This is a genomic window from Actinobaculum suis (genome assembly GCF_900102025.1).
Taxonomy (GTDB): Bacteria; Actinomycetota; Actinomycetes; order Actinomycetales; family Actinomycetaceae; genus Actinobaculum; species Actinobaculum suis.
Window position 1 is genome coordinate 24,669 of the sequence record NZ_FNAU01000016.1, and the last position, 22,293, is coordinate 46,961.

The 22,293-nt window shown below is 57.3% G+C and carries 20 protein-coding genes and 1 tRNA gene; 13 read left to right on the forward strand and 8 right to left on the reverse strand.

The window, feature by feature from the left end:
• Positions 1 to 17 precede the first annotated feature (17 nt).
• Positions 18 to 953, reverse strand: a complete 936-nt coding sequence (arcC, locus tag BLT47_RS07965; protein ID WP_074663582.1) for a carbamate kinase — start codon at positions 951 to 953, stop codon at positions 18 to 20.
• A 413-nt stretch (positions 954 to 1,366) separates the two neighbouring features.
• Positions 1,367 to 2,620 (reverse strand): glucose-1-phosphate adenylyltransferase, encoded by a 1,254-nt coding sequence (gene glgC / locus BLT47_RS07970; protein WP_049620340.1) that lies wholly within the window; start codon positions 2,618 to 2,620, stop codon positions 1,367 to 1,369.
• Positions 2,621 to 3,293: 673 nt separating this feature from the next.
• On the opposite strand from glgC, the gene glgA reads away from it, so the two are divergent.
• The 6 genes from glgA (at position 3,294) to BLT47_RS09360 (ending at position 9,075) form a co-directional block, all read left to right on the forward strand.
• Positions 3,294 to 4,532: a glycogen synthase gene (glgA, locus tag BLT47_RS07975; RefSeq protein ID WP_074663585.1), complete on the forward strand. Its 1,239-nt coding sequence runs from the start codon at positions 3,294 to 3,296 to the stop codon at positions 4,530 to 4,532.
• Between the two features lie 207 nt (positions 4,533 to 4,739).
• On the forward strand, positions 4,740 to 5,525 hold the full coding sequence (locus BLT47_RS07980; RefSeq protein WP_074663589.1) for an ABC transporter ATP-binding protein: 786 nt from the start codon (positions 4,740 to 4,742) through the stop codon (positions 5,523 to 5,525).
• Between the two features lie 67 nt (positions 5,526 to 5,592).
• Complete coding sequence (locus tag BLT47_RS07985) at positions 5,593 to 6,048, forward strand: NfeD family protein (RefSeq protein ID WP_049620343.1); 456 nt, start codon at positions 5,593 to 5,595, stop codon at positions 6,046 to 6,048.
• 251 nt (positions 6,049 to 6,299) lie between these two features.
• Positions 6,300 to 7,367, forward strand: coding sequence for an SPFH domain-containing protein (locus BLT47_RS07990; protein ID WP_065415272.1), 1,068 nt, complete (start codon positions 6,300 to 6,302; stop codon positions 7,365 to 7,367).
• Positions 7,368 to 7,574: 207 nt separating this feature from the next.
• Positions 7,575 to 8,438: a TrmH family RNA methyltransferase gene (locus BLT47_RS07995; protein WP_049620345.1), complete on the forward strand. Its 864-nt coding sequence runs from the start codon at positions 7,575 to 7,577 to the stop codon at positions 8,436 to 8,438.
• 316 nt (positions 8,439 to 8,754) lie between these two features.
• Positions 8,755 to 9,075, forward strand: a complete 321-nt coding sequence (locus BLT47_RS09360; protein ID WP_176764508.1) for a helix-turn-helix domain-containing protein — start codon at positions 8,755 to 8,757, stop codon at positions 9,073 to 9,075.
• A 206-nt stretch (positions 9,076 to 9,281) separates the two neighbouring features.
• On the opposite strand, the gene BLT47_RS08005 is transcribed toward BLT47_RS09360, so the two are convergent.
• On the reverse strand, positions 9,282 to 9,773 hold the full coding sequence (locus BLT47_RS08005) for a tRNA (cytidine(34)-2'-O)-methyltransferase (RefSeq protein WP_049620347.1): 492 nt from the start codon (positions 9,771 to 9,773) through the stop codon (positions 9,282 to 9,284).
• A 178-nt stretch (positions 9,774 to 9,951) separates the two neighbouring features.
• On the opposite strand from BLT47_RS08005, the gene BLT47_RS08010 reads away from it, so the two are divergent.
• From BLT47_RS08010 to BLT47_RS08025, 4 genes are all read left to right on the forward strand, one after another.
• The gene (locus tag BLT47_RS08010; RefSeq protein ID WP_074663596.1) at positions 9,952 to 10,971 is read left to right on the forward strand and encodes a hypothetical protein; all 1,020 of its coding nucleotides are present in this window, start codon (positions 9,952 to 9,954) and stop codon (positions 10,969 to 10,971) included.
• Positions 10,971 to 12,806 (forward strand): Y-family DNA polymerase, encoded by a 1,836-nt coding sequence (locus BLT47_RS08015; RefSeq protein WP_074663600.1) that lies wholly within the window; start codon positions 10,971 to 10,973, stop codon positions 12,804 to 12,806. The genes BLT47_RS08010 and BLT47_RS08015 overlap by 1 nt, the downstream gene beginning before the upstream one ends.
• Positions 12,779 to 16,315, forward strand: coding sequence for a DNA polymerase III subunit alpha (gene dnaE, locus BLT47_RS08020; RefSeq protein ID WP_256332586.1), 3,537 nt, complete (start codon positions 12,779 to 12,781; stop codon positions 16,313 to 16,315). Before BLT47_RS08015 ends, dnaE begins: the two co-directional genes overlap by 28 nt.
• A 218-nt stretch (positions 16,316 to 16,533) precedes the next feature.
• On the forward strand, positions 16,534 to 17,136 hold the full coding sequence (locus BLT47_RS08025) for a hypothetical protein (RefSeq protein ID WP_074663607.1): 603 nt from the start codon (positions 16,534 to 16,536) through the stop codon (positions 17,134 to 17,136).
• Between the two features lie 149 nt (positions 17,137 to 17,285).
• Here BLT47_RS08025 and BLT47_RS08030 read toward each other — a convergent pair whose 3' ends face one another.
• Complete coding sequence (locus BLT47_RS08030; protein ID WP_049620351.1) at positions 17,286 to 18,335, reverse strand: GNAT family N-acetyltransferase; 1,050 nt, start codon at positions 18,333 to 18,335, stop codon at positions 17,286 to 17,288.
• 155 nt (positions 18,336 to 18,490) lie between these two features.
• On the opposite strand from BLT47_RS08030, the gene BLT47_RS08035 reads away from it, so the two are divergent.
• A tRNA-Leu gene (locus BLT47_RS08035) sits at positions 18,491 to 18,576 on the forward strand.
• 425 nt (positions 18,577 to 19,001) lie between these two features.
• Here BLT47_RS08035 and BLT47_RS08040 read toward each other — a convergent pair.
• From BLT47_RS08040 to ykgO, 4 genes are all read right to left on the reverse strand, one after another.
• Positions 19,002 to 19,250, reverse strand: a complete 249-nt coding sequence (locus BLT47_RS08040) for a type B 50S ribosomal protein L31 (RefSeq protein ID WP_049620352.1) — start codon at positions 19,248 to 19,250, stop codon at positions 19,002 to 19,004.
• 155 nt (positions 19,251 to 19,405) lie between these two features.
• Entirely contained in the window at positions 19,406 to 19,576 is a 171-nt protein-coding gene (gene rpmG / locus BLT47_RS08045; protein ID WP_438356965.1) for a 50S ribosomal protein L33, read from the reverse strand.
• A gap of 73 nt (positions 19,577 to 19,649) precedes the next feature.
• Positions 19,650 to 19,886: a 50S ribosomal protein L28 gene (rpmB, locus tag BLT47_RS08050; protein ID WP_074663611.1), complete on the reverse strand. Its 237-nt coding sequence runs from the start codon at positions 19,884 to 19,886 to the stop codon at positions 19,650 to 19,652.
• Between the two features lie 6 nt (positions 19,887 to 19,892).
• The gene (gene ykgO / locus BLT47_RS08055; RefSeq protein WP_074663615.1) at positions 19,893 to 20,015 is read right to left on the reverse strand and encodes a type B 50S ribosomal protein L36; all 123 of its coding nucleotides are present in this window, start codon (positions 20,013 to 20,015) and stop codon (positions 19,893 to 19,895) included.
• 146 nt (positions 20,016 to 20,161) lie between these two features.
• Here ykgO and BLT47_RS08060 point away from each other — a divergent pair, with 146 nt between their 5' ends.
• Both BLT47_RS08060 and BLT47_RS09365 read left to right on the forward strand, forming a co-directional pair.
• Positions 20,162 to 21,397, forward strand: coding sequence for a glutamate--cysteine ligase (locus tag BLT47_RS08060; protein WP_049620354.1), 1,236 nt, complete (start codon positions 20,162 to 20,164; stop codon positions 21,395 to 21,397).
• A gap of 105 nt (positions 21,398 to 21,502) precedes the next feature.
• Entirely contained in the window at positions 21,503 to 22,045 is a 543-nt protein-coding gene (locus tag BLT47_RS09365; RefSeq protein ID WP_083330171.1) for a hypothetical protein, read from the forward strand.
• Positions 22,046 to 22,293: the final 248 nt, after the last annotated feature.

Consider the following 22,293-nt stretch of genomic DNA (forward strand, 5'->3'; position numbering starts at 1 on the left):
GCCCGCCAATTGGGCTATTAGTGATCGTGGATAATTGTACCGCATTTTTCGGCCAGACCAGCCGCAGCTTTCTCCAGAGAAGTGATAATTGCCCGGCGGTGCGGATGCCCCTGCACAAATTGCACGCAGGCTTCCACTTTAGGAAGCATGGAACCAGCCGCAAATTCTCCGTTTTCACAAGCTTTCTGCGCCGCGCTCACAGTGAGCTGGGCGAGCCTTTCTTGGGCGGGTGTCCCATAGTTGCGGTAGGCGGCGTCAATCGCCGTCAAAATTAGAAGCGTATCGGCTTGTAATTGGGATGCCAGCAAAGCGGCGGTGCGATCCTTATCTACCACCGCAGCCGTACCAGCCAGTGTGCCGTTATCTACCACGGGTACGCCACCGCCACCGGCAGCAATCACAATCACCCCGGCTTCCACCAGCGTCGCAATCACTGGGGCCTCCACGATTTCGACCGGCTGCGGGGAAGCTACCACCCACCGCCAGCCCCGCCCCGCGTCATTGACGTAGGTATTACCGGTTTCAGCGGCAAGTGCGCGAGCTTGCGTTTCGGTATAAAAAGCACCTACCGGTTTGGTGGGATGAGCGAAAGCCGGATCTGCCGCATCCACCACGGTTTGGGTAGCAATTGCCGCGCAAGGTTTAGCAATACCGCGAGCGCGGAGTTCGTTATCGATGCATTGTTGCAGGTGGTAGCCGATGTATCCCTGCGACATTGCGCCGCATTCGGCGAAGGGAAGGTGAGGGTTGTGGCCGGCTTGGGCCGCGAAATCCGTGGCGACTTTGATCATGCCCACCTGCGGGCCGTTGCCGTGGGTGATGATTATTTCGGCGCCAAGGGCGATAAGGTCTACCAGGTTGCGGGCGGTGCTAGCGGCGAGGCGGAGCTGAGTTTCGGGAGTGTTTCCAAGGGCGTTTCCACCCAGTGCTACCACGATTCTCTCTTTGCTCATTGTGGTTCCTCACGTTTCGCCTCGGGTTCGGTTTGCCAGTTCGCTAGTGGCTCGGCTCGCCGCGTGGTTGCTGGTATCCCAGTGTTTGCTGGTACCCGAGTGTTTGTTGGTACCCGAGTGTTTGTTGGTACCCGAGTGTTTGTTGGTACCCGCGTGTTTGCTGGTCCTACGGTACGCGTGTTTGCTGGTCCTACGGTACGCGGTAGCTAGGTTTGCCGCTGGCCAATTTGGTGTTTTCAAGTTTTACGCGAAAACGACGCCGGGGTGCCGGCCGGTCCCATATAGGGAGATGGCCTGCCTCCCGGCGTCGTCGTTAGAACCACCGGTAGTAGCGATACCCGCGTGCTCAGAGCTCCACTGGAGCACCCGCGTGCTAGCAACACGTACGCGGCAGCACGCCACTGGCTACCACATTAGCGGCGCACTATAGCGTTCTTGGGTACTACGGTTACCCCGCCTTCGGAGACGTAGAATCCGCGTTCGCGATCGTAATCGTGGTTGACGCCGAGTTGGGCGCCTTCTTCGATTTGTACGTTCTTATCTACGATCGACTTGATCACGGTGGCGTTGCGGCCCACGTTGACGCCGTCGAAAAGGATCGATTCGCGTACCGAAGACCACGAGTTGACGCGTACCTTCGGCGAAATGACCGAGCCAACTACCTCGCCACCGGAAATAATCGTGCCGGGGGAGACGAGCGAATCAAGGGCGTGCCCGAGCCGCTCGTGGTGGCCGTACACGAACTTTGCCGGCGGAATCCCGGTATACCCGGTGTAGATCTGCCAATCTTCGTTGTACAGATTGAATTCGGGAACTACCGAGATGAGATCCATATTGGCCGCGTAGTAGGAATCGATAGTACCGACGTCGCGCCAGTAATCCTTATCGCGTTCTTCACCTTCTCCGGGGACGCGATTGAAGGTGAAATCGTAGACGCCGCAGTCGTTTTGCTCCACGAACATGGGGACGATCGAACCGCCCATATCATGCTTCGAATCCGGGTCGGCGGCGTCCGCCCGCAAAGCATCCACGAGGGCCTTGGTAGTAAATACGTAGTTACCCATGGATGCCAGGAACTGGTCCGGATCGTCCTGTAAGCCCAAACCGGTAGTATCTTGCGGTTTTTCGAGGAACTGGGCTACCCGAGTGGCGTCATCGTCACGGGCATGAATCACCCCGAAAGAAGGAGCGAGTGACAAGGGTTGGCGAATACCCGAAATCGTGAGCCCTACTCCGGTTTCGATGTGCTGGTCTACCATGGCCGAAAAGTCCATACGGTAGATATTGTCTGCCCCGGTGATGAGCACGTAGTCCGGCCGTTCATCATCAATAACATTCATCGACTGATAGACAGCATCCGCCGAACCTTCAAACCAGCTGGTACCGCGCCGCTGCTGGGCCGGAACGGGGGAGACATAGTTCCCGAGGAGATTAGACATACGCCACGTGCGCGAAATATGGCGATCTAGAGAATCAGACTTGTACTGGGTCAAGACCACGATTTGCAAATATCCGGAATTTACAATGTTGGACAGCGCGAAATCGATGAGGCGATAAATACCCCCGAAGGGGACCGCTGGTTTGGCCCGATCTTTCGTGAGCGGCATAAGACGCTTACCTTCGCCCCCCGCCAGGACGATGGCTAATACGCGTGGGGTTTTCGACATACCTCCAGTCTACCCTATTTAGTGAGGTGTGCCACGGGTGCGACACGTTTTCGGTAAGTTCGGGGCTTTTGTTAGCCTTTCCTAACCGATATTTCCGCTTAAGTGTAGGGACTTACGGAACGGAAGGTGCTTTTTGCTATCGTTTGCAGAGTCATCCCTGCGTATCATATTGTGAGATGCAGTGCCGGCGTGTTTTCACATTTTTCTTATTACGACGCCGTAGTTATCGTCGTAGTTATCTCCTACGATCCTGGAGCCGGGCGCAATAACACCGCAACCGCACGAACATTGCAACCGCACGAGCATTGCAACAACGCGAACATTGCAACCACGCGAACATTGCAACCACGCGAACATTGCAACCACGCGAACATTGCAACCACACGAACAACGCAACCATACGTACATCGCAGTCACACGCCAGTGTGCCGCAAGGCCTGCCAGCAAGACTGTAATCCCGGGTAGGGTTGAACTAGATTTGTCTCACACTCACATGTGTGCTCACGATCACCCACACGGCCGTGGGTTTCGGGGCCGGGCTCCTACCCGCCACTGGCTTTACCAGCAAGAAACACTTGCGCGCGAGTAAAGCACACGGGCAGGAATAAATCTGGCAAACCGTAGTGAGCGAAGCCAAAATAGTAGTTGGCCGCACTACAAAAGGAAGGTAACCATGCGTATTGACCTCTTGACTCGCGAATACCCGCCACATGTGTACGGGGGAGCAGGCGTACACGTACAAGAACTTTCGAAGGTATTGGCTCCGCTCGCGGAAGTCCACGTACGCGCCTTTGACGGGCCGCGCAGCGCTGCCGAACTAGCACAAATGCCCGCGGGCGTAGAAGTGAGCGGTTACGATTACCCCACTTCGCTCGACGGCGCGAACGGAGCCCTACGTACCTTCGGCGTCGACCTTCCCATGGCAAAAGACGTAGAAGGCGCCGATATCGTGCACTCCCACACCTGGTATGCCAATATGGCCGGCCATATCGCCTCCATCTTGTACGGCATCCCGCATGTACTCTCCGCCCACTCTTTGGAACCACTACGCCCCTGGAAACGCGAACAACTCGCCGGCGGCTACGATCTGAGCTGCTGGATGGAACGCACCGCCTACGAAGGAGCAGCCGGAGTAGTCGCCGTCTCCCGGGCCATGCGCGAAGATATTTTGCGTTGCTACCCGGCAGTATCCCCAGAAAAGGTACGCGTAATCCACAACGGGATCGACCTCGACGCCTGGAAAGCCCCGCAAACCGAAGCAGGCTGGGAAGAAGCACGTACCTACTTCCGCAGCTACGGCCTGGACCCCGACCGTCCCACCATCATTTTCGTGGGCCGCATTACCCGCCAGAAAGGCGTGCCCGGTTTGCTACGCGCCCTGCGCCAAGTAGATAAAAGCGTACAGGTCATCCTGTGTGCCGGCGCCCCCGATACACCCCAAATCGCGGAAGAAACCCGCCGGCTCGTAGCCGCACTACAAGCCGAACGCGAAGGCGTGGTATGGATCGAAGAAACACTGACACAATCCCAAATCGTCATGCTCGAATCCTGCTCCACCACATTCGTCACCCCCTCGATTTACGAACCGCTAGGCATCGTCAACCTCGAAGCAATGGGCTGCGGAATCCCCGTAGTAGGCACCGATACCGGCGGCATCCCCGACTGCATCGTGCACGGCGAAACCGGTTTGCTGGTACCAATCGAACAAAAAGACGACGGTAGTGGCACCCCGCTTAATCCAGAAAAATTCGAAGCCGACCTCGCCGCCGCACTAAACGAAGTCACTGCCAACCGCGAGCGCGCTCGCGAAATGGGACAGGCCGGCCGGCGCCGCGTGGAAGAACACTTCTCGTGGACTTCGATCGCAGAAAAAACCATGGATTTCTACCGCGATCTGCTCGCTGGTAAGTAGCGGCTCGAAGGTATGGGGCTGCCAGGCAACTAGGCAGCTTGACGGTTGTGGGCGCGGTCTGCCAGAACCGGCACTATAAGAGCTTCGGGCACCCGGTTGTTGCCATGTGATGGTAGCGACCGGGTGCCCGAAACTTGTAACAGTGGCATATAAAACGAGCATGATCTGGTGGCGTGTGGTCCTAAATTTGCGATTAGTCTTAGAGCTATGGGAGATGTAATCGCAATCAAGAACGCGGCCTTGCGCCGCGGTGGCACAGAGATTTTGCGCGGCGTAACGTGGGACGTTAATAGTGATGAGCGGTGGGTTGTGCTCGGTCCGAACGGAGCGGGGAAGACGACGCTTATTCAAATAGCTGCGGCCCGGCTTTTCCCGACCGCGGGAAGCGTAGAAATCATTGGCGAAAAACTCGGCCGGGTAGACGTGCGTGAATTGCGAACTATGGTGGGCGTGACTTCCGCCGCGGTGGATGCGCGTATACCGCGCGGGGAAACCGTATTCCAGGCCGTGCGAACTGCCGCCTACGGGCATACGGCCGCCTTCCGGGAAACCTATGAAGCCGAAGATGATGCGCGCGTGTGGGCATTACTGCGCCAATTCGGGATCGCCGATATAGCTGAGCGGCGGGTGCAAGTTTTGTCTTCAGGAGAACTAAAGCGTTTGGGTATGGCCCGGGCACTGATGCCTAATCCGGAACTGTTGATCTTGGATGAACCCACTTCGGGGTTGGATTTGGGCGGGCGCGAAAGCCTGGTGGCCACCATGGGCCAGTTGGCCAGTCACCCATATTCGCCCGTGCTGGTATTGGTTACACACCACGTAGAAGATATTCCGGCCGGTTTCACCCATGCCCTTTTGCTCAAAGATGGGCAAACATTTGCGGCTGGCCCGCTTGCAGAAACCCTCACTTCCGAAAACCTTTCCGCCCTCTTCGACTATCCCTTGCAAGTAAATCGGGTGGCGGATCGATATGTGGCTTTTGGGCGCAAGTAGCGAAGATCCCGTGTAAAATGTGACCAAGAAACGCGGCGTGGGCTGCTTCCCGAAAGGAAAGACAAATATGGAGTGGTACATCTGGCTCATCGGTGCCTTAGTAGCCGCTTTGCTCGAGCTTTTCATACTTGATTTCACGTTCCTGATGTTAGGGCTCGCCGCTTTAGGAACTACCGTGGTGGCCGTTTTCCTGCCCACCAATCTCACGATACAAGTTATCGCCTTCGCGGTACTTTCGGTCTTGCTGATCCTCACGGTACGGCCGTGGGCCCAACGCCATATGAATCCCAAAGGCCGGGCGGTTGGCAATGTGGAAGCCAATATAGGCCGCACCGCCCGCGCGTTAACCGAGATCAACGTGAATGGCGGCCGGGTGAAAATCGGGGGCGATGAATGGACTGGCCGCACCGATGGGAATGCCATTCCCGCTGGCAGTACGGTTGTGGTGGCCTATATTGACGGGGCTACGGCCGTCGTCGAACCACTCCCGCAAAATACTAACCCGCCCGCCCCGCACCACTAAGCCACACCGCTAAGCCCCACTACTAAGCGGGACTGAACGCGAGGCGCACAGCGGCGCACGGCGGCGCGGTAACGAGGCGCTTGCGGATAACCCGCAGAGGAGCGGATAGACCATACAAAAGCCCAAAGGCGCCGCGCGGCGGAAGCACAAGGCATCGCGTAACAGAACCGCAAGCCCATTTCTTCACATTCGAAAAGAAACAATCACACGATCACTCACTGCCAATAACGGCCAAAAGGAAAGGTGCGCATATGTCGAGTGAACAAATACCATTGATAGTCCTCGGACTATTCCTCCTACTTATTATCGTAACGGTGTGGCGTTCGGTGCTCATCGTGCAGCAGGGCACCCAAGTAGTAGTGGAAAGGCTCGGAAGTTTTAACCGGATTTTGGGGCCGGGCCTGCGCTTCCTCATTCCGTTCTTCGATTCGGTGCGCCAGCGCATTGATATGCGTGAACAAGTGGTACCTTTCCCGCCCCAACCGGTAATTACCGCAGATAACATCAACGTTTCTATCGACACTGTTATTTACTACCAGGTGACCAATGCCTACGCGGCCACTTACGAAATTGCTGATCCGATGGCCGCTATCGAACAGCTTTCGGTTACTACGCTTCGTAACATTATTGGCACCATGGATATGGAACAGGCGCTCACCGGCCGAGACCGTATCAACGACCAGTTGCGTTCCGTGCTTGATGAAGCCACCGGCCGGTGGGGGATTCGTGTTTCCCGCGTGGAACTAAAGGCGATTGACCCGCCGCGGACCGTGCAGGGCGCCATGGAACAGCAGATGAAGGCGGAACGTGACCGTCGCGCCGCGATCTTGACGGCAGAAGGGGTCAAGCAGTCGCAGATTTTGACTGCCGAAGGTGAAAAGCAAGCGGCGATTTTGAAGGCGGAAGGTCAAGCTCAAGCCACGATCTTGCGGGCGCAAGGTGAATCGCGCGCTATTCTCCAGGTGTTCGACGCCGTCCATAAGGGCAACGCAGACCCCAAGCTGCTTTCCTACCAGTACATTAAGACGCTACCGGAGATCGCCAATTCGCAGTCTTCGAAGCTGTGGCTGATTCCTTCCGAATTCAGCTCCGCACTGGAAGCGGTGGCGCGCGGCTTTAGCGGCGGTAGTGATCCAGCTCCGACAACGGGCACCGATACGGAAGAGGAAAAAACCCAGGTGGGTGCCGATTTCGCGGGTGCGGCCAGCGTGGCTGAAAGCCTGGCCAATACTTCGCTGGAAGATATCGATTCCGCACTAGCCTCCGCGAAGGGAGAGGCCGCCCAAGCCTCGGGCGAAGCCCAAAAAGCCGGGCACTAAAACTGTGGGTGCTAAAAACTGCGGGTGCTAAAAACTGCGGGTGCTAAAAACTGGGGCCCTAAAAACTAGGAGTGCTAAAAACTAGGGCTGCAGCCCGGCTGGTTTTCTGCCTCCGCAGGTGAAAGCCCGCAGCCTCACGAGTGTGAAATATGATGCTACCCCGGGAGTCGAAGGAAACTTTGGCTTCCGGGGTGGCATCGTTAACGGGTGATTATTGAGCTGAGTGATACTACCGATCCGCGTCTTGACGATTATTTGCGCCTCACCGACGTCAACTTGCGAAAAAAGCTCGAAACCGACCGCGGCCTTTACATGGCCGAATCTACGAAGGTAATTATGCGGGCCATCCAGGCTGGCCACACACCCCGTTCTTTCCTCACCTCGGTGAAATGGCTACCGGCCCTCACCCCTTGGGTAGAGCTCGCCACGGGCCACAAAGACGGCGGCGAAGTACCCGTATATGTGGCCCCAGAAACTGTTTTGGAAGCCATTACCGGCTACAAAGTTCACCGCGGGGCGCTAGCCGCCATGAACCGGCCGGTATTGCCGGCCCCAGATGAATTACTGGCCCGGGCGCGCCACGGCCGGCCGGCCCGCCGCGTCGTCGTACTCGAAGCGCTGGTAGACCACACCAATGTGGGAGCCATCTTCCGTTCCTGCGCGGCTTTAGGTATCGACGCCGTTCTAGTAACCGACGACTGTGCCGATCCGCTCTACCGGCGTTCCGTACGGGTTTCTATGGGCACGGTGTTCCAGGTACCGTGGACGCGAATCCATAACTGGCCGCACTCTATCCACCATTTACACGATGCCGGTTTTGTGACGGCCGCACTCGCCCTCGTGCCGCATTCACTTCCCCTCGACGAGTTTTCCGCGCTCCCGCAAGTGCGGGCACAAGATTCGAAAGTCGCGCTCATTATGGGCACGGAAGGTGATGGGCTCAAACCGCAAACCATTGCTACCGCCGATTATTCGGTAGTTATCCCCATGGATGGCGGCGTCGATTCCCTCAATGTAGCTGCCGCGAGCGCAGTCGCCTGCTGGGAACTGCGGGTTCGCGACGACGCCTAGGGCGCTTTTTCCTCTCCTAAGTAACCCGTTGCCGGCCTTGCCCGTGTTGGGCGCCCCGGTTGTGCTGGGTGCGGCGCTCGTGATCGGTACGGCACCTGTGCTGGGTGTGGCCGTTACGATGGGCGTGCCGTCGGCATCGGACACTTCACCTCTGCTTGATGTGCCGCCCGCGTTGGGTGCGGTGTACGCGCGGGGTAGTGCGCCACGCGCGGCAGCGGTTCATTTTTGTGAACAAATAATGCGCATTGCGTATTCTGCGGCAAAGAGCTGGGTGTACCCAGCAGAATGCTGGGTATGCCCGGCCGAAATTAGAGGAGTGAGAGAAGAAGCGTGGAGAGGTAATTCCTGGGTTGACTACCAGGTGGCAAAGCAACTTGCGCGTACGGTACGGAGCCGGCGCAAGCAGTTAGGACTTACCCAAGACGAATTGGCACGCCGCGCCGAACTCGACCGCACCACCGTGCAAGCCCTCGAAGCCGGAAAATCAGACCTGAAAAATAATCGGAACGCGAACCCGAAAACCCAAACCCTGTTGCACCTAGCGGAAGCTTTGCAAATGCCTATCGGGGATTTGTTGGCCGGAGCCGAAACTTCTTTCGCAAAGCGCCCCGATCGGCGCGAACCGCACATGTATTAGTCGCAAATACGCCGGCGGCATTAGCCGCAAATATGCCGGCGGGGTATTGGACGCAACCGCACGAACCGGGTAAAAGAAACGCATGGTAAAACCGGCCCTCCGGAGGCGGCATTATCGGCGGGGCGGATAATAGCGGGGCTGCGAAGTGGGCGGAGAAGCTGGCGGTGAAGCCGGCTCGGCGGATCACGGTTGTGCGCGGGAAGAAATTATTCGATGCTGCCGGGGTCAATGGCGTCAATCGAACCGGCGTAGCCGAGCTGGCGCCAAGCTTCATAGACCGCGATGGAAGCCGAATTGGCTAGGTTGAGGGAGCGCAGGTGCGGTTTCATGGGGATACGCACTTTGGCCGTAATGGCGGGCGAATCGAGCACTTCGGGCGGAAGGCCGGTTGGTTCAGGGCCGAAGAGAAGATAGTCCGTGGTGCGGTAGGAAACCGTGGCGAAATTACGGCTACTGTGCCCGGTAAAAGCAAAAATGCGGGCATCGCCAACCGCGGCGCAAAACTCTTGGAAATTCTCGTGGATAACGAGGTCGGCCAGGTCGTGGTAGTCCAGGCCGGCGCGTTTGAGATGCGCGTCAGAAAAATCAAAACCTAAGGGCTTGATGAGGTGCAAAGTGGCACCCGTGCAGGCCGCCAGGCGAATGGCCGCGCCGGTATTGCCCGGAATGCGCGGTTCGAAGAAAACAATATTGAGCACGCGTCCCAGAGTACTCGCGTGGTGCCAACAGCAAAACTGTGCGCGAGAAAACCGGCTCGGCGTGCCGCGCCGAAATCCGTGATTTAGCAAGGCCAAAGCCGATGGTTCGCTAACCCTCACACTTAAGTTCGAACTGGTGTTCGATTAGTCTGGGTGAGTACACGGGAAGGAGGAAACAGTGGCAGGAAACGCGGCGGCGGCATGGCAATGGGCAGCGGAAGACCCCGCGGCGCAGCAGAGAAAATCCGCGCAGCCAGCTGAGGATCCGCAGGCCGGAAATCCTGGAAAAATCGCGGAACTAGGCCGGCTGGAAAAGCGGGACAGTCCGGGGAAGCCGAGGAAGCTGGACAGTCCGGGGAATCTGGGGAAGCTGGACCATACGGGGAATTCGGGGAAACTTGGTAAAGCGAGCAAACTGGGCCGAGCGCGGGAGGCTTTGGCCCGGGCCGAAGCCTCGGTGGGACTTACCGGAAGTTTGGTTACCCCGGTCGGGAACTTGGTAATGCCCACGGAAAGCGCTGCGCTGCCCGCCGAAACCTCGATGCTGCACGCAAATCTGGTGCCGGCCGCGGGGAGCACAGTCGCGGGGAGCACAGCGTTGCCAGCTAGCGGTAGCAGATTACCGGCGGGCGCCCCGGTGCCGGCAGAAACCTGGGATTTACCGGAGGAACTGCGCGTCTTATTTCCGCGCGGTTTGCACCGCGGCATGACCATCGGCACTTTCGGTTCCCGGTTCGCCACCATGTTTATTGCCTCCCTGGCCAGTTCCCAGGGCGCCTGGTGCATCTACTTGGGGTGCGCGGATATCGGATGGGCCGGAGCTGCCGATTTGGGAATTGCGCTTGACCGCACGGTGAGCGTCCCGCAGATTTCTGCAGCGGCGGCAGGCAAAGTAGCGGCCGCGGCAGTCGATGGGTTCGACGTCGTTATTTGCGGGCCGGGCCTCAATTTAGACAAACGCTCCCGGAAAGCCTTGGCCCGCCGGGCCGGAACCCGCGGTGCGATCATTGTGGGCGAAGGCTGGAAAGCCCAAACCTCACTTACCGCCCAGTACGTGGCTGCCACCGGGCTGGGGCGTGGCCGGGGGCATTTGCGCTCCTTACACCTGGAAATGCAGGCCCGGCACGGCCGCAAACTGCGCTTGCGCGTGGACGCTTCCGGATGGCAACAAGAACCAGGGCTACGGGTGGTGGACTAATGCGGTACGGGTCCGTCTGGGTACCGCACTGGCCCATCACAGCCGCCGTGCAGGCAGGCCTGCTCCCGGTGGCCGCACCGGCCGCGGTGGCTGCCGGCAGAGAAATCATTGCTGCCAATCCGTGGGCGCGCGGCTACGGGATTCACCCGGGGATGCAGCAGCGGGAAGCGGAAAGCATTTGCCCGCAGCTGGCGCTCGTTCCGGCAGATACGCAACGCGATATGCAATTTTTCGAACCAGTGGTCCAAGCAATCGATACCCTCGTTGCCCGCGTCACCGTCCGCCTACCCGGCTCCGTGATTTTTCCGGCCCGCAGCGCCACCCGTACCGCAGGTAGCGAAGCTATATTGGCCGAATCTCTGCTCGGCGCGGTTACCGATATTGCCGGTTGTGAAGCGAATGTGGGTTTTGCGCAAGGCACGCTCGCCACTTTGCTAGCCGCCCGCGAAGATGCCACTATCGCTCCCGGGGAAGAAAACACCTACCTGGCCGCACAGCCTTTAGCAGCAGTACTGGTAGTACCAACGACGCCGCAACACTACGCCGAATTTCACCGCTGCGTGGAATTGTTATCCCGGCTTGGTATACAGACGATTGGGCAAGCCCAAAAACTAGGTGCGCGGGCCCTGACTGCCCGGTTTGGAAGTACCGGCCAAGAACTTGCCCAACTCATTGCCGGGGGCGATATGGCAATGCCGCTAGGTGCGCGGGTAGTTCCAGAAATTCGCGTCCATCGCAATTTCGATCCGCCGCTCGTGAATGCGCAACAAGCAGCCTTCGCGGCCCGGCAACTAGCACTCGAATTGGAAGAAAAACTTGCCGCTACTTCTTATACCGCACACCGTTTAGCCGTCCATGCACACCTGGAAACCGCGGAAACAGTGAGCCGGGAATGGCTGGTGGAACATATGGCGGCCCGTGATGTAGTAGATCGGGTGCGCTGGCAACTATCTGCTTGGATGTCTACCGCAAATGCAGACCGCGCAAACATTAGCCAATTAGAACTCGTGGTCACCGATTTTGCGCCCGCGGGAAGCTTGGCCCGCCCTCTGTGGGGAGGTAAAACCGCGAGCGCGGAAAGTGCGGCCCGCGGCGCTACCCGTATCCAGGCTCTCCTCGGGGAAGAAGCTGTACTCAGCCCGGTGCTACGCGGTGGGCGCCGCCCCGAAGACTTGCTGAGCTATGTACCTTTCGGCCACACGCCTGCAACCGCCCATGGCCATCCGCCCGCAACCACAAACGCAAACGTTCACCTGCCCGCGGTGGCGGGCAACCACCTGCTTACAACAGAAAACTCGGATCGCGCGGAAAACACCAGCCTAAATTTTGCGCAAAATGTTACTTGGCCCGGAGCGATTCCAGCCCCGCGGCCGTTAACTATGTATGGCCATCCACGCAAAATCCGGGTGCTCTGCGCTTGCGGCGCGCTCCTCGCCGTCAACGCGAACAGCAGTTTTATCTGCCCCCACTGCAGCGCAAGGGCGGATATCGATACCAGCGAGGACACGCGCCGCAATATCGGCGAAAGTATGCCTGCGCAGATGCGCGCAAATATCGGTACCGATGCCGCTACTGATACCGGTGAAGAGATCGGTGAAGAGATCGGTGAAGAGGTAGGTAAAAGTACTTGCAGGCAAGTATTTCCCGCGCACGCAGAAATCGACGAACACCGCTACCTCGTAACTGATTGGGCCGGGCCCTGGGCGCTTGAAGAACGCTGGTGGGATCCGGCGCGGCGGGTGCGGCGTGCCTACCTGCAAATCACTACCGAACAGAACGCTTATCTCACCTATGTGGAAGGAGGCGAATGGCAGCTTGCTGGAAGTTACAGCTAGCTGCCCGTAGCAAAATGATCCCGTACGCGGAATTACACGCCCACACCGCTTTTAGTTTCCTGGACGGCGCTTCCATGCCCGATGCTTTGGTGCACCGGGCTACCGAATTGGAACTGGAAGCCTTGGCTATTACCGATCACGACGGTTTTCCCGGCCTCGTACAAGCCGCTAATAGTGCGCGCACGTGCGGCCTGCCGCTAATTGCCGGCACCGAAATCTCAGTGGGTGCCAGCGCGGCCAGGAACGGCCAAATAGACCCGGATGGCAATCATCTGGTATTGCTCGCCCGCAACCCGGCCGGCTACCGTTTCCTTTCCCGCACGATTGGTACCGCCATGTTGGCCAGTGGTAATAAGGGCGAAACGCACTACACCGAGCTGGAAAACACTTCGGGCGATGTGCTCGCACTTACCGGTTGCCGGAAGGGAAGTGTACGGCGGGCTTTGGAAGCAAATCCGGGATCATGGGGGATAGATGCGGCCCTGGCCGCAGTGGAAGAACTGAAAGAAAAATTCGGGGGCAACGTCGTCGTCGAACTTAGCGCTACCGGGGCGCCACTGGATAGGGAACGCTGCGCGGCCTTGAGTGAAGTAGCGCGCCGTGCCCGAGTTCCCGCGGTGGTAACCGGCAATGTGCATTATGCTCGCCCCACAGACCGCCCGGTGGCAGACGTACTGGCCGCAATTCGCGCCGGGCGCAGTTTGGACGAAATGGATCCCTATCTTCCCGCCAATGGGGCTTTTTTGCGGTCCGGGGCGCAAATGCTCGAACTGCATCCCGAGCGGCGCAAAAACATTGAATTGGCGGCAGAAATCGGGGCTGATTGTGCCTTTGACCTGCAACTTATTGCCCCGCAACTGCCGCCCTATCCGGTACCGGCCGGCCATACCGAAAGTAGTTATTTGCGTGAACTCGTGGCCAAAGCTGCGCGCGAACGATACGGGATGCGGCAAGAAAACCCAGAAGCGTGGAAACTCATCGACCATGAATTGCAAATCATCATCGAACTGGGATTTCCCGGATATTTTCTTATCGTCCACGAAATCGTAGAATTTTGTGCCCAGCAAGGGATTTGGTGCCAGGGGCGCGGCTCTGCCGCTAACTCGGCGGTGTGTTACGCGCTGGGGATTACCGCGGTAGATGCGGTACGGCACAAAATGCTTTTTGAACGTTTCCTCTCCCCGGGAAGATCCGGCCCGCCCGATATTGATTTGGATATCGAATCTGGGCGGCGGGAAGAAGTGATCCAACACGTGTATTCGCGCTACGGGCGCGATAATGCTGCCCAAGTAGCCAACGTGATTTCTTACCGGCCACGTTCCGCTATACGCGACGCCGCCCGCGCCCTCGGCTATTCGCGTGGGCAAGCCGACGGGTGGATAAAAAGCCGGGAACCCGGTTCCCACCAACCGGGTAACATTTCCCATCAACCGGGCAGTACTTCCCACCAACCGGGCAATACTGAAAGCAGTAGCACCGGAAAACACAGCGGCACCGCGAATAACAACCGTACTGAAAATAGTGAACCAGGTTGCCCCGAGTCTGCCAAAAGCACTGCAAACCGGGACGGGCAGATCCCGCGCGCGGTGGAAGAACTAGCTGCCCGTATGCAAAAACTACCCCGCCACCTGGGGATACATTCTTCTGGAATGATTTTGTGTGATCGTCCGGTGATTGACGTTTGCCCGGTGGGCTGGGCCACCATGCCCGGGCGAACGGTAGTGCAGTGGGATAAAGATGATTGTGCGAGCGCGGGTTTCGTCAAATTTGATTTGCTCGGTTTAGGGATGCTCACGGCATTGCGTCTTGCTTTCGAATCGATAGGGGAGCGCGGCGTACGTGCCCCTGATGGCAGCCAGCTCGCCTTGCACAACCTTCCGCAAGAAGATCCGCGTGTTTACGAACTGTTGCAGGCCGCGGATACCGTGGGTGTATTCCAGGTGGAATCGCGCGCCCAAATGGCTACCTTGCCGCGCCTACGCCCCACCTGTTTCTACGACATCGTGATCGAAGTGGCACTGATTCGCCCCGGTCCCATACAGGGCCGTTCCGTCAACCCTTATTTACGACGCCGCCGCGGCGAGGAACCCGTGACCTACGCCCATGAACTATTGCGGCCCGCCCTCGAGAAAACTTTGGGAGTGCCGCTTTTCCAAGAACAACTCATGCAAATAGCGATGGATGCGGCCGGATTTTCTGCGGCGGATGCCGATCGGCTTCGGAAAGCTATGGGGGCTAAACGCTCGGCAGAAAGAATGGAAGAGCTCCGTGAAAAACTCTTGGCCGGCATGGCAAAAAACGGTATCGAACCCGCCGTGCGGGAAGAAATCTACGAAAAATTGCGAGCTTTTGCCGAGTTTGGGTTTCCTGAATCCCATGCGTTTTCCTTCGCTTATCTGGTCTATGCTTCCGCCTGGCTGAAAGTTCACCATCCGGAAGATTTCTATGCAGCCCTCCTCGCCGCCCAGCCCCTGGGCTTTTATTCCCCGCAAACCCTCGTAGCAGACGCCCGCTCCCACGGCGTCGCCGTGAAACGAGCAGACGTTACTACCGCAGCAGAAAAGGCAAGCGTACTTGCCTATACGGAAGACCAAAACCGGGCGCAAACAGGCCGGCCGGAAACCGGCAGCATCCCTACCACCGAAACGGGGGAAAGAGGCGGCAGCTACGCAACCGGAACGGAAAGGCCCCGCGGCTCTACCGCCGAAACTGCGGAAAAGCCTAGCGGCTTGGCAGCGCCAGCAAAGCAGAGCCAGGTGCCGGCAAAAAGACTGGTCGATGCTAGTAGCACGCATTACGTGCAACTGGGGCTTGATTCGATTAAAGGATTGGGGCGCGGGGCACAGCGGATTGTGCAAGCCCGGGCCGAAAAACCGTTTACGAATGTGGCGGACCTGGCCCAGCGGGCCCAGCTTTCCGAAAAAGAAATCGAAACGCTTGCCACAGCCGGGGCCTTGCGTTCTCTCGGGGTAACGCGGCGGCAAGGTATCTGGCTAGCCCACGCCGTGGAAGATGCCGGCATAACCGAAAAAGGATGGTACCAGCCGGCCCTGCCCGGAACGGAAGCGCTCGGCACGGTACCGGTTTTCCGCGATATGAGCCCGGTAGAAAAGAACATTGCCGATATCGCGGCCACCGGTTTATCGCCAGATTCTTACCCCACACAGTTCTTACGCCCGCATTTGCAAGCCCGCGGCGTGCTTAAGATTTCGGAACTGGCACAGGTACCCGAAAAAACTCGGGTACGAGCCGCTGGAATCGTGACGCATCGGCAACGGCCCGGCACCGCGAAAGGAATCACTTTTCTTTCTTTGGAAGACGAAACTGGGCTTCTCAACGTACTCGTCTCCCCGGCTCTGTGGCACCGCTACCGGGCGGTTGCATTGCGGGCACAAGGTTTGATTGTGCGCGGCATGCTGGAACGAGATTCGGGTGCGCAAGTATTTATCGCAGACGGCATGGAAGAAATGCCCCTCCCGGTAAACATGCCCGCGCGTGATTTCCGCTGAGCCCGCTAAGCCCGCTGTGCCCGCTAAACCCGCCGTGCCCGCTGACCCCGGGGAGCCTTCTCATATGTAGCGATGTTTTCAATAAGCCGCGGGCTTCCAGTTAGACTGAGCCCCAGTGCTTTGCGCACTAGCACGTAGCGCCACAGTACGTAGAACGAGAGTGCATAGAGCCAGAGTACGCAGAACCAGGGCAAACTTGCGGAAAGAGACAGGCAGGAATGGCAAAAAAGGGTGTATTGAAACAACTGTTTCGGCTCGCACGGCGGATTGGGCCCGCCGTCGTCGTTGTACTTGCAAAATATGGACCGCAAGTGCGAAAGCTCGTGGAACAAAACCCGGAATTCCTCACCAAAGTAACGCAAAGATTCCGTGCCGTGACCGGGGCGAAGGAACCGGGCACGAAAACGGGGGATAGTTTCGAACACCGCGTGCAGGTCCTCAAAGAACAAGTGACCTACCTGTATGCGTCTGCCAATACTCCGCAAGTAGCGCAAAAAGCTTCCGAATGGCGGGCCAAGCTCGACGCAATTGAACGGTCGATTCCAGTTTTGAACGCCATGAGCCGCTCCAAACGCGGCTCCGAAAAACGCGAGATTTCGCGCCGGCTAGACCAACTCGCCGAACAAATCATGGCGGCCAGCCTGATTGACGAAATCGAAGACGCCGAATTTGAAGAAGAAACCCCGCAAACTCCCCGCAGCGGCCAAACCGGAACCACCCGTACCACCCGTACCCAGAAAAGCAACGAAACCGGGACCACCTGCACCCAGAAAAGCAACGAAACCGGGAAGACCGAAGAAACCAACGCGGCGGATGCATAAGCACGCCACGGGCAAACCGTTGCGGTAAAACGAAAATAGTAAGGCCTGCCGGCTCAGACCCCGAAAAACTCGGGGCGCTGTAGCCCGCAGGCCAATTGTTTTTTTAAAAAAAACAGGTAGGGCGCCGCAGAAAAACCGCGGCAAATACCCTATAAACCAAGCGCTCCGGCGATATCGGGGTCGAAGAAATTCGGACCTTTGAGAACCTTGCCGTCCTCCCGGTAGATCGGTTTACCGTCCGCGCCAAGTTTGGAAAGGTTTGAAGCCTGCACTGCCGCCAAAACGCGGGCCATAGGAATACCCATCTCTAGCGCCATTCCGTAAATCACGTAGGTCAGATCGGCTAAAGCATCGGCTGCTTCGACCGTATCGCGCGAACCATCATCAAGTGCGCGGGCTTCCTGCACGGCCGTCGCAATTTTCTCACCCGCCTGCGGGCCATAAACAGCGGTGGTCAGCTCGATAAATTCCTCGGCAATCAGGCTCATCCGCATATGTACCCGTTCCCGGTCTACATTCGGCGTATCCTCCACAATCGGTAAGCCGTACACTTCGTGGAATTGGCGTACTAGCAGTTCCGGTTGGTGCGGATCGCCAAAAGCCGGGTGGCGCGGATCTGGCCCACACCATGGTTCTCGCGGTTCCATGGGTTCCCCGGCCGCCAAAGAACCATCCAAGCAGTCATGAGCGCGGCCTTTATTGATCACCCCGCCGCGCCGCCGACCCTCAAAAGTAAAGCCTAGCTTCCACGCCACCTTGGCACTTGCCCAGTTAACTTCCCCATCGTGGATCTCGCAGGACCAGCGCACCACCTGCAATCCCAGCTCTTGGAACCCAAAGTTGAGAGCCGCCCGGCATATTTCCGGAACGACGCCGGTGCCGCGCGCATCCGGAGCGCACCAGTAACCAAGTTCGGCCGTGCCGGCCCGTGACGCATGTAAATCCACGCAGGCCACGACTTCGCCGGGAGTACCATCCGCGCTAGATTTTGTTCGTGCAAACCAGACGGGCTGGCCGGCTTCCCATTTCGCGGCAGCATCGTCCACAAAGAACTGCGCATCGGCTTCCGTGTAGGGAGCAGGTACCGTGGTCCACTTTTGAATAGTGGGATCCTGGCAGATCTGAGTAATACGCGGAATATCGCTTTCCCGGGGAGCGGTAAGTATAAAACGGCTGGTTTCAAGTTCGGTTACGAGCATGGTCCGAGTATAGATATTGGCGCATAATCGCGAGAGAGCCGGCGTGCGTAACCGTTCTCACAGCACCTAAAAGGGTAGTAAATTGGAAAACCGGGGTGAACTCGTGCTAAATTCTTCTCTGTTGCTCGCGAGGTAGAACTCGCGGGAAACGTCCCGCGCGGGTGGCGGAATAGGCAGACGCGCTAGCTTGAGGTGCTAGTCCTCGTATAAGAGGGTGGGGGTTCAAGTCCCCCTCCGCGCACGGGTAAAAATCAATTGCTGCTATGTTGCAACAGCTAAAAGATAACATAGGCAGCTCTTGGAATAATTGTTGCGTACTCTCAAAAATATGGTTTGGGTTAGGTATTGGCCAGTAGTCGGTGCCAGCCAGCGTTAAGTACCGGTCAGCGTTAAGTACCGGTCCGATTGAGAGAAAACTGAGAAAATAGATTTAGAGAAACAAAAAGACCATTCGGCCAATGCGGCGAGTGGTCTTTTTGCATCTCATGTAATTTCTTGGTTTGACGATTCCCAGCCTTTGTCCAATAAGCCTATAAGCCGCTTATACGTCCAAATATGCGGCGAGCGGTAGCTCGTGGCGAGGCCGGGAGCTACCGCTCGCGCGAGGCCGTGCACTACTAACACCGGCATAAAGCTATCCCTTAGTGCACAGGTGTCTAGCTATAGCTAGTTCTTCATCCCGTAACGCCGCTTGAACTTTTCTACCTGGCCGGCAGTGTCAATAATCTGGGCAGTACCGGTGTAGAAGGGATGTGAATAACTCGAAACTTCCATCTCAATGAGGGGATAGGTATTACCGTCCTCCCAGGTAATGGTTTTCGGCGAATTCACGGTCGAACGGGTAAGGAAAGTAGTTCCCGTAGGGATATCGCGAAAAACTACGGGATGGTAATCCGGGTGAATTCCCTTTTTCATGTATACCTTTCAAAAGTAGGTAGAAGACGGCGCGAGAGCGCCGTCTAAGATTTCTGCATCGCGCCGGGCTAACTCACTGCGCTAACCGGCCAGGCAAACTCACCGCGCTAACCAGTCGGGCTAGCGCTAACTTGCCGCGCTAACTCGCCGCGCCGCTAACGCGTTTCACGGAAGAGCACGTGCTTGCCCACGCGCGGATCGTATTTTTTGAGCTCTAGCCGCTCGGGGTTATTACGCCGATTTTTGCGCGTCACATAGGTGTACCCGGTACCGGCGGTAGAAACGAGTTTGATGATGGGCCTAACATCTCCTGGTTTTGCCATCATTAACCTCCTCGATAAAAAACTAGGGTTGGAAGGGGTGCGGAGTTACAACGAACGATCTGGCTCCGCACCCGATTTAGATTTTTTCGCCGCGGGCCAGCATGTCGCTAACCACCGCATCGATTCCATATTTATCGATGGTTTTCATGCCCTTCGGCGTTACCCGGAGCCGTACTTTCCGCCCGAGCATCGGGGAATAGTAAGTTTTCTTCTGAACATTGGGATTCCACCGGCGCGAAGTGCGCTTATGCGAGTGAGAAACCGTTTTCCCGAACTGGGGCCGGCGGCCCGTTACCTGGCAAACTTTCGCCATGTATTCTTACCCTTGCCTTCCCTTTAGACGCGGATTTTTCTTATTGATCACGTAGACGCGCCCACGGCGTTTCACCACTTGGGCCCCCGGCTGCTTGGCCAAGGATTTCAGCGAAGCTCTGACCTTCATACAACTCCTTATTGAGAACCGTTCCCATTAAGGGTAAAGAAGTAGCGCTTGAAAATCCAGCTCGAATTTGTGCTCCTGCTTTCACTTGCATTCCCACCATAAGGACGTTTCACGACTGTCATTTCCTGATCGCATAAGCTTGGGAAATGGAGTTCAAGAAATCGCCCCGATCAACTGTTGGTATTGAATGGGAGCTGCAACTTATAGACGTTGATTCCTATGATTTGCGGCAAGCGGGAGCGGCGGTGATGGACGCCGTCGAGGCGTTACCAGAAGACACTTCGATGATCCATCGGGAAATGTTGCTCAATACCGTAGAAATAGTTTCCCAACCGCGCCGCCGGGTAGCGGATGCTTGCGCGGATTTGGAACATAGCCTGGAAATTTTAGAGAAAGTTATTGGTCCCTTGCGGATCACTTTGGCTTCTTCGGGCACACATCCTTTCGCGAATCCTATTTATCAGCGCGTCACCGATTCGGAACGTTACGCAGAACTCGTGAAACGTACCCAATATTGGGGCCGGCAGATGCTCATTTACGGCACTCATGTACATGTGGGGATCGATGATCCCGAAAAGGCTTTGCCAATCCTTTCGGCCTTGCTTACCCGCTTTGCTCATATCCAAGCTTTGGCGGCAGCTTCGCCATTTTGGAGCGGTTCGCTTACCGGATATGCCGATAACCGTGCCATGGTTTTCCAGCAACTACCTACCGCCGGCACGCCCCTCCAGTTTTCCCGGTGGGAAGAGATCGAAGAATATGAAGCAGGGATGAAGAAAACTGGGATCATCGAAAACTTCGATGAAATCCGCTGGGATATTCGTCCATCGCCAAAATTTGGCACTCTCGAGTTACGCATGTGCGATGCGGCCACGAATGTTCGCGAGATTGGGATGATTGCCGCGCTCTGCCAGTGCCTAGTGGAATATTTCTCCCAGCAGCTCGACGCCGGAAAACCCCTACCGAAGATCCCTGACTGGTTTGTTTCCGAAAATAAGTGGCGGGCCTCTCGCTACGGAATGGAAGCAATACTAATTTTGGACGACGCTGGTAATGAAGAACCCGTTACTGATACTTTGCGGCGCATGGTTACCACGCTCGCCCCAATCGCTGCCGAACTTGGCTGTGAGGAAGAACTCAATGCGGTGTCTGAGGTCTTGGAAGTAGGCGCGCCCTACCAGCGGATGCTTTCCATTTCGGCGCAAACCCACCGTTACCGGGAAGCTATTGTGCGTTTCATGATTGCGGAAATGGAAGCCGGGCATCCGCTGGATCCGCATGATTTTGTGGCTAGTGAACGCTCCGCTCTCGAACTTGTAGAACCGCAAAAGTACGAGACGCCGAACTCGGGTACGCCGCGCCCGGCCACACCGGCAGACTAACGCGCACAGGTCTGTTAGGGCACACCCGTTTCCTTTCTTTTACACCAGGTGCGGTAGGCCTTCCCAAGTTGGCATTTGCTCGGATTTGCGCGGTAGGCTAGACCTATGGCTACGAATCCACGTTTCGCGCTTGACCGTTTGCTCGGCGCTCTGGAGAATTTCCACCAGGTTGCGACCACAACCGATGATCCGGGGGCGCCTTGTGTGCTCGAAGCAGCGGACGCACTTGCCGATGCTTACACCGTGTATGACGACGTCATTTTTACCGAGTTCGGTATCGAATCCCCGCTAGAAGTGTGGGGGTCGGATGACGACGACGATGATTCACACAGCGATTACGACGCCGACGAATACGATTTCGATGACGACGACGATGACGATCTCGACGACGATGATGATCTCGACGACGATGATGATCATGACGGCGAAGACGACGACTTCGACGACGTGGACGGCGTAGACGATGATGACGACTACGACGACGCCGATGAGTACGACGACGATGATCACAATGGCGAAGATGATGACTTCGACGACGATGATTACGACGACTACTACTATGACGATGATGACGACGTAGACGAGGGCGATGATGACGGCGATGATGACGCTGACGAAACTGCCCGCGGCGAAGTTGCAGGACGGTAGTGCTAAACCGTTGCGGCCGTGGTTTAGCGGCTTAGCTCGTAGTAGCCGTACTACGCACTAATTGAAACATCGGTGTGCCCAAGTGCCAGCGTGCTGCGTGCATTCACCAATGTAGCGCGTTCAGATAGCGGTGCGGCGTGCCTGGCTACCGACGGGCCCGACCCCCGGAAAGTGGACATGGGGGTGGTGTTTATGCTGCAAGGTCAAGTGTAGCTGACGCGTGTTTTTCGAAGGTGTCTGGGGCCTGG

Coding starts and splice junctions, on each gene's coding strand:
- glgA (WP_074663585.1), top strand. CDS start 3,294: ATGCGTATTGACCTCTTGACTCGCGAATACCCGCCACATGTGTACGGG.
- BLT47_RS09365 (WP_083330171.1), top strand. CDS start 21,503: ATGGCTACGAATCCACGTTTCGCGCTTGACCGTTTGCTCGGCGCTCTG.
- BLT47_RS08030 (WP_049620351.1), bottom strand. CDS start 18,335: ATGCTCGTAACCGAACTTGAAACCAGCCGTTTTATACTTACCGCTCCC.
- BLT47_RS08015 (WP_074663600.1), top strand. CDS start 10,971: ATGCGGTACGGGTCCGTCTGGGTACCGCACTGGCCCATCACAGCCGCC.
- glgC (WP_049620340.1), bottom strand. CDS start 2,620: ATGTCGAAAACCCCACGCGTATTAGCCATCGTCCTGGCGGGGGGCGAA.
- BLT47_RS07980 (WP_074663589.1), top strand. CDS start 4,740: ATGGGAGATGTAATCGCAATCAAGAACGCGGCCTTGCGCCGCGGTGGC.
- rpmB (WP_074663611.1), bottom strand. CDS start 19,886: ATGGCGAAAGTTTGCCAGGTAACGGGCCGCCGGCCCCAGTTCGGGAAA.
- ykgO (WP_074663615.1), bottom strand. CDS start 20,015: ATGAAGGTCAGAGCTTCGCTGAAATCCTTGGCCAAGCAGCCGGGGGCC.
- BLT47_RS07985 (WP_049620343.1), top strand. CDS start 5,593: ATGGAGTGGTACATCTGGCTCATCGGTGCCTTAGTAGCCGCTTTGCTC.
- BLT47_RS08040 (WP_049620352.1), bottom strand. CDS start 19,250: ATGAAAAAGGGAATTCACCCGGATTACCATCCCGTAGTTTTTCGCGAT.
- arcC (WP_074663582.1), bottom strand. CDS start 953: ATGAGCAAAGAGAGAATCGTGGTAGCACTGGGTGGAAACGCCCTTGGA.
- BLT47_RS07990 (WP_065415272.1), top strand. CDS start 6,300: ATGTCGAGTGAACAAATACCATTGATAGTCCTCGGACTATTCCTCCTA.
- BLT47_RS08025 (WP_074663607.1), top strand. CDS start 16,534: ATGGCAAAAAAGGGTGTATTGAAACAACTGTTTCGGCTCGCACGGCGG.
- dnaE (WP_256332586.1), top strand. CDS start 12,779: ATGGCAGCTTGCTGGAAGTTACAGCTAGCTGCCCGTAGCAAAATGATC.
- BLT47_RS08060 (WP_049620354.1), top strand. CDS start 20,162: ATGGAGTTCAAGAAATCGCCCCGATCAACTGTTGGTATTGAATGGGAG.
- rpmG (WP_438356965.1), bottom strand. CDS start 19,576: ATGATGGCAAAACCAGGAGATGTTAGGCCCATCATCAAACTCGTTTCT.